Origin of the sequence: Nostoc sp. DedQUE04, from assembly GCF_034530995.1 — a bacterium.
Taxonomy (GTDB): Bacteria; Cyanobacteriota; Cyanobacteriia; order Cyanobacteriales; family Nostocaceae; genus Nostoc.
In genome coordinates this window covers 84,982-90,995 of the sequence record NZ_JAVRCA010000031.1, presented here as the reverse complement: position 1 = coordinate 90,995, position 6,014 = coordinate 84,982, and the positions used below count along the sequence as shown (strand labels likewise).

Here is a 6,014-nt window from a genome sequence, read left to right as displayed (position 1 = left end):
TCATTTGTTATTTCGGAGTACTCATTTGTTATTTCGGAGTACTCATTTGTTATTTTGGAGTACTCATTTGTTATTTTGGAGTACTCATTTGTTTTTTGGAGTACTCAATATGCCCTAGCAGATTTAAGATTCTATCATTAACGGTTCGTTTTCCCAAAAATGCTCAATCAAAACCAAATACCTTTATTAGATGCCTTAAAAGCTAATGCAGCAAGACCTCATGCGCCTTTTTACACTCCAGGACATAAACTAGGTGAGGGAATTTCTCAACCTTTGGCCGATTTACTTGGTAAAGCTGTCTTTCGCGCTGATTTAACCGAATTAGCAGATTTAGATAATCTCTTTGCACCCCAAGGCGTTATTCAAGAAGCACAACAACTGGCGGCTGAGGTATTTGGTGCTTCGCAAACATGGTTCCTTGTCAATGGTTCTACCTGTGGGATTGAAGCGGCAATTCTGGCTACCTGTGGCACAGGCGATAAAATTATTCTGCCTCGCAATGTGCATTCTTCGGCGATCGCAGGTTTAATTCTCTCTGGTGCAATACCAATTTTCATCAATCCTGAATACGATCCAGTTTTAGATATTGCCCACAGCATCACGCCCAATGCTGTACAATCTGCACTCCAACAACATCCCGATGCCAAAGCAGTGTTGACAGTTTACCCCACATATTACGGTGTTTGTGGAGATTTGAGTGCGATCGCCAATATTACACATCAATATAATGTCCCTCTACTCGTAGATGAGGCACACGGCGCACACTTTGCCTTTCATTCAGAATTACCCACTCCAGCTTTAGCCGCAGGTGCAGATTTAACTGTACAATCCATCCACAAAGTACTCGGTGCGATGACACAGGCATCGATGCTGCATATCCAGGGTGATAGGATAAATGGCGATCGCATCAGTAAAGCTTTGCAACTCGTACAATCTACCAGTCCTAGTTATTTACTTTTAGCTTCTTTAGATGCAGCGCGTCAGCAAATGGCACTCCACGGAAAAATGTTGATGTCTCGCACTTTGCAACTTGCTGAAGAAGCTAGAACAAAAATCAGTCAAATTCCTGGATTATCAGTTTTAAGCCCCCCTTTAAAAGGGGGGTTGGGAGGATCTCCCGGCTTTGTAACTTTAGACAAAACGCGACTAACTGTCACTGTTTCTAGTTTAGGTTTAACCGGATTTGAAGCAGATGAAATTCTAGATGAAAAATTTGCTGTCACTGCTGAATTTGCCTCACTGCAACATCTCACTTTTATCATTAGTTTGGGCAACACCCCAGCCGATATTGAACAATTAGTGCAAGCTTTCACCACCCTCGCCAAAGAATATCGCCGAAGCAACTTGACTGTTAAAAACCAGGTTTGGCTAAATTTAGACAAAACACTAGATTATGCTTTCCAACTTTCTCCCCGTGAAGCTTTTTTTGCTGTCAGTGAAATCCTACCTTTGACACAAACCAATAAACGCATCTGTGCTGAAATCGTCTGTCCCTATCCCCCAGGAATTCCTGTGTTAATGCCGGGAGAAGCGATCGCTAAACCCGTCCTTGACTATCTGCAACAAATCCAGGCAATGGGAGGATTGATCGGTGGTTGTGCTGATAGTAGTTTCCGCACCCTAAAGGTAGTAAAAGAATGACTTATATGGTAAATTTAAGGATAATAATTTGAGATCGTTACTCACAATCTTTCCTCGTTTGTCAAACTTACCTAAATAATCCTCTCTTAAAAATAAATTTAAATCAATGAAGATAAATTTTTTGTTCGTACCAGCAGTTGTACTTTCCTTAGTAACGACCTTCAATAGAGTTACTTTTGCTCAAAGTCCAACTAATACTATTGCACCAAGTAACAATGCTCAAGAAATAGAAAAAAATAATAATATCAAGAAATTGTTAGAGATAACTGGCGCGAAAAATCTTTCTAGACAGATTATCACTCAACTATTAAATGATTTCAAGTCCGAATACCCTCAAGTTCCTCAAAAATTTTGGGATACTTTTGCTGCTGAACTCAAGATAGATGATATTGTAAATGAGATTATTCCTATTTATAATAAATACTTTACTAATGAGGAAATCAAACAAATCATTGCATTTTATCAGACACCTTTAGGACAAAAAACAATTACCGTTATTCCTCAAATCAGTCAGGAATCTACTGCTATTGGTATAAGATATGGAAAAGTAGCAGCCCAAAGTGCCTTAAAAAAATTGGAAGCAGAAGGATATATCCGCCCTAGTCGATAAAGCGGTCTATGATGTTAACTGGAATTTAGGAATGGGTAATTTTTAGGTTTTGCTCAATTACCAATCCTGCCAAAAAGCAGGAAAAAAGAAAGATTCTTTTTGCTCCCCTACTCTCCCTCTGTCTATTGTTTACTTCCTCGATCGAGCAACTTTAAACTCAGATCAACTCTGCTCTCCACCTTCTACAATAAAGATCCCTATCCTCCACGAATTCCCTTGTTAATGCCGGGAGAAGTCATCACAAAATCCATTCTTGATTACCTGCAACACATCCAGGCGATGGGGGGATTTATCAGTGGTTACAATGACACTAGCCTCAAAACTTTGAAAGTTTTGAAATAACGTCCTAACTCCTAACTCCTGAATTATTGTTGATAAAAATTTAATTCATGCAGTCAACAGTAAATATGCGGTTGAGCAGATAATTTGGATAAAAGTATATAGTAGTTATACTAATGTGAAACTTCAATAAAAATAGCTAGCTAACTAGTGCAATCTTTGATTTATACCCATAGGATCGTCTTGATGATTCCTAAACTAGAAGATGAAATCAAAAACCTATTATATTTGGGGGTTAGTAACAGTTCCGATTGTAGTCACTCTAGCGCTGGGTTTCTCAGCAAGAGCGAACGCAGTTGAGTTAGGCGCTGCCTCTGATTACAATGTATTTGTTTTGGGAGATATCTCTCAAAAATATACAGATATCGAAGGAAAAGTTGCTGCTGGCGGTAACATCAATTTTGTCGGCGGACTTGGAAGCAGACTTTCTGGTAATAGCGGCAACGTAGTAGTTGCTGGACAGAATTTAACTCTGAGCAACGGTCAAGTCTACCACGGTAATGCTGTCTATGGAGGCAGTGCCAATGTATCCAGCAATGTGGGATTTCCCCAAGGAACTCTCAGCCAGGGAAATCCCATCAACTTCAATGAAGCAGGGAAACAACTGCGAGGACTATCTGAATATTTGGCAACCTTGACTCCTACTGGTAACACAACAGTTCAACCTTGGGGTGCTATTAACCTTAGTGGCAGTGGTACTGCTTTCAATGTTTTTAATCTTGCAGGCTCATCTGTCTCCAAGACAAATTATTTTGAAATTAAGGGGGACGCAAATTCAACTATCGTTGTCAATATTAGCGGTAAGGATGTGTCGCTGCAAAACTTTGGGTTTAATATCATTGGCGCAGATAAACAAAAGGTAATCTACAACTTTTATGAAGCAACTAACTTAACTGCTAGTGGAATTGGCATCCAAGGTAGTATTCTTGCGCCTTTGGCTAATTTCAATTTCAATAACGGTCAAGTTAACGGCAATGTCGTGGTAGCTTCTTTGACAGGAAATGGTGAGTCTCACAACTATCTATTTAATGGCGATCTGCCAGATGTGCCAATAAAGTACTACACTCCGCCTAAGCCTCCCATTCGTAAAGTTCCAGAGCCTGGAAATCTTCCAGGTTTAGGATTAGTTGCTGTCGTATTTGGTTTGTTTCGCTACAAACGCAATCAAGCAACTTGTTTAGAATAATTAAAAATTTTTGGCAGCATAGCGCATAACGGGAATTTGTTTACAGATTTTCGCTCATGCGCTATTTACTTGCTCTCTACCTTCTACAATAAAGATAGACTTTATTGAGATTTGTATAGTTGGGGATCGGCTGTCATGGCTCCCGCCGTTTTAATTCAAAATCTGCAAAAACGTTACGGTACAGTGGTTGCCGTCCAGGATGTTTCTTTTCAGGTAGAATCAGGAGAAATTTTTGGTTTACTTGGCCCCAACGGTGCTGGGAAAACTACAACCTTGCGTGCTTTGTGTACGCTAACCACACCGAATGCAGGCATTATCGAAGTATCTGGCATCTCTGTGTTAGATAATCCGAAAGTGGCAAGACAACGACTAGGCTACGTAGCTCAGGAAGTCGCTATAGATAAGGTGTTGACTGGAAAAGAACTGCTGCAATTGCAAGCAGCACTTTATCACCTTCCAAAGGCAATAGCCAAACAGCGGATTGAGACGGTATTAGACTTACTCGGTTTGCAAGAATACGCCAACAAAAAGACAGGAACCTACTCTGGCGGTTTACGTAAGCGCCTAGACCTGGCTGCTGGATTGCTCCATGCACCAGATGTTTTGGTGTTGGACGAGCCAACTGTAGGGCTTGACATAGAAACTCGTTTTGTGGTGTGGGATTTCCTGAAAAAATTACGCGCCTCTGGGACGACGGTAGTAATTACCAGCCATTACTTAGAAGAAATTGACGCTTTAGCCGATCGCGTGGCAATTATAGATCGCGGCGTTGTAATTGCAAGTGATACACCTTCGCAATTGAAAGATCGAGTAGGGGGCGATCGCATCACCTTGCGAATCCGCGAGTTTTCCCCCATTGAAGAAGCTGAAAAAGCTAAAAACCTCTTGAAACCTTTGCCCTTTGTCCAAGAAGTCATCATCAACAGCGCTCAAGGTAATTCACTCAACTTGGTAGTGACACCTCAGAATGATGTTCTGATTAACATACAGCAAGCGCTGAATACCGCTGGCTTACCCATATTTGGCATCGCCCAATCTCGCCCCAGCCTCGATGACGTTTATCTCGCTGCCACAGGACGCACCTTATTGGATGCAGAACTCGCAGCCGTCGCCACCCGCGATCCCAAAGCTGAGAAGAAGCAGAATATGAGATAGGGAATGGAGCAGGGGGCAGGGGGCAGGGAGCAGGGAGCAGGGAGCAGGGGGCAGGGGGCAGGGAGCAGGGAGCAGGGGGCAGGGGGCAGGGGAGCAGGGGAAGCAGGGGAAGAAGAATATTGACCAATGCCCAATGCCCAATGTCCAATGCCCAATGCCCAATCTAAAATTCAAAATCCAAAATCCAAAATTGCTATGAGTGTTACTCCTAAGTCTGATATCAATTGGCAGCCATTAGCATCGCCGCAAGCAGATGTTAATACTGCACCTAACTTTTTCGGTGAATTGGTACAAGAGACGTTGGCTTTAACTCGTCGCTTGTTTATTCAATTGCAACGCCGTCCCTCATCTTTGGTTGCTGGAATTATTCAACCAGTAATGTGGTTAGTGCTATTTGGTGCTTTATTCCAAAATGCTCCCAAGGGTATATTTGGCAATACAACAAATTACGGTCAATTTTTAGCTGCTGGCATCATTGTGTTTACAGCTTTTGCTGGGGCGCTAAATGCTGGTTTACCGGTAATGTTTGACCGCGAGTTCGGCTTTTTGAATCGTTTGCTGGTAGCACCGTTGGCATCGCGGTTTTCCATTGTTTTTGCCTCAGCCATTTTTATTATCAGCCAAAGTTTGTTGCAAGCAGCCGTAATTGTTGCAGCAGCAGCATTTTTGGGCGCAGGACTACCCAATATAGCTGGTTTAAGTGCGATCGCTTTAATTGTCTTACTCTTAGCTTTGGGTGTAACAGCCATCTCCCTTGGTTTAGCTTTTGCTTTACCCGGACATATTGAATTGATTGCAGTGATTTTTGTCACTAACCTACCATTATTGTTTGCGAGTACTGCTTTAGCACCTCTATCCTTTATGCCTCAGTGGTTGCAGGTTGTGGCTACCCTGAATCCTCTCAGCTATGCGATCGAACCAATTCGCTATCTCTATTTCCACAGTAATTGGGGACTAAGTAGTATAGTGATGCAGGCTCCTTGGGGCGATGTTACCTTTGGGGGAGCATTGCTGGTGTTGTTTGGCTTTGCCCTAGTCGCCTTGCTGAGTATTCAACCCCAACTGCGGCGGACTCTGGCTTAA

5 protein-coding genes and 1 pseudogene are annotated in these 6,014 nt (G+C 42.3%); all 6 read left to right on the top strand.

Annotated features, from left to right (window positions below; all coding sequences use genetic code 11):
* The first annotated feature begins 159 nt into the window (after positions 1-159).
* The 6 genes and pseudogenes from RM049_RS21135 (at position 160) to RM049_RS21110 (ending at position 6,014) form a co-directional block, all read left to right on the top strand.
* Complete coding sequence (locus RM049_RS21135; RefSeq protein ID WP_322705554.1) at positions 160-1,641, top strand: aminotransferase class I/II-fold pyridoxal phosphate-dependent enzyme; 1,482 nt, start codon at positions 160-162, stop codon at positions 1,639-1,641.
* 106 nt (positions 1,642-1,747) lie between these two features.
* Complete coding sequence (locus tag RM049_RS21130) at positions 1,748-2,251, top strand: DUF2059 domain-containing protein (RefSeq protein ID WP_322690403.1); 504 nt, start codon at positions 1,748-1,750, stop codon at positions 2,249-2,251.
* Between the two features lie 195 nt (positions 2,252-2,446).
* A pseudogene (locus RM049_RS21125) lies at positions 2,447-2,593 on the top strand (hypothetical protein); the annotation flags it as partial.
* Between the two features lie 202 nt (positions 2,594-2,795).
* Positions 2,796-3,776 (top strand): choice-of-anchor A family protein, encoded by a 981-nt coding sequence (locus RM049_RS21120; protein WP_322690404.1) that lies wholly within the window; start codon positions 2,796-2,798, stop codon positions 3,774-3,776.
* A gap of 135 nt (positions 3,777-3,911) precedes the next feature.
* The gene (locus RM049_RS21115) at positions 3,912-4,931 is read left to right on the top strand and encodes an ABC transporter ATP-binding protein (RefSeq protein ID WP_322705553.1); all 1,020 of its coding nucleotides are present in this window, start codon (positions 3,912-3,914) and stop codon (positions 4,929-4,931) included.
* Between the two features lie 195 nt (positions 4,932-5,126).
* Positions 5,127-6,014: an ABC transporter permease gene (locus RM049_RS21110; RefSeq protein ID WP_322705557.1), complete on the top strand. Its 888-nt coding sequence runs from the start codon at positions 5,127-5,129 to the stop codon at positions 6,012-6,014.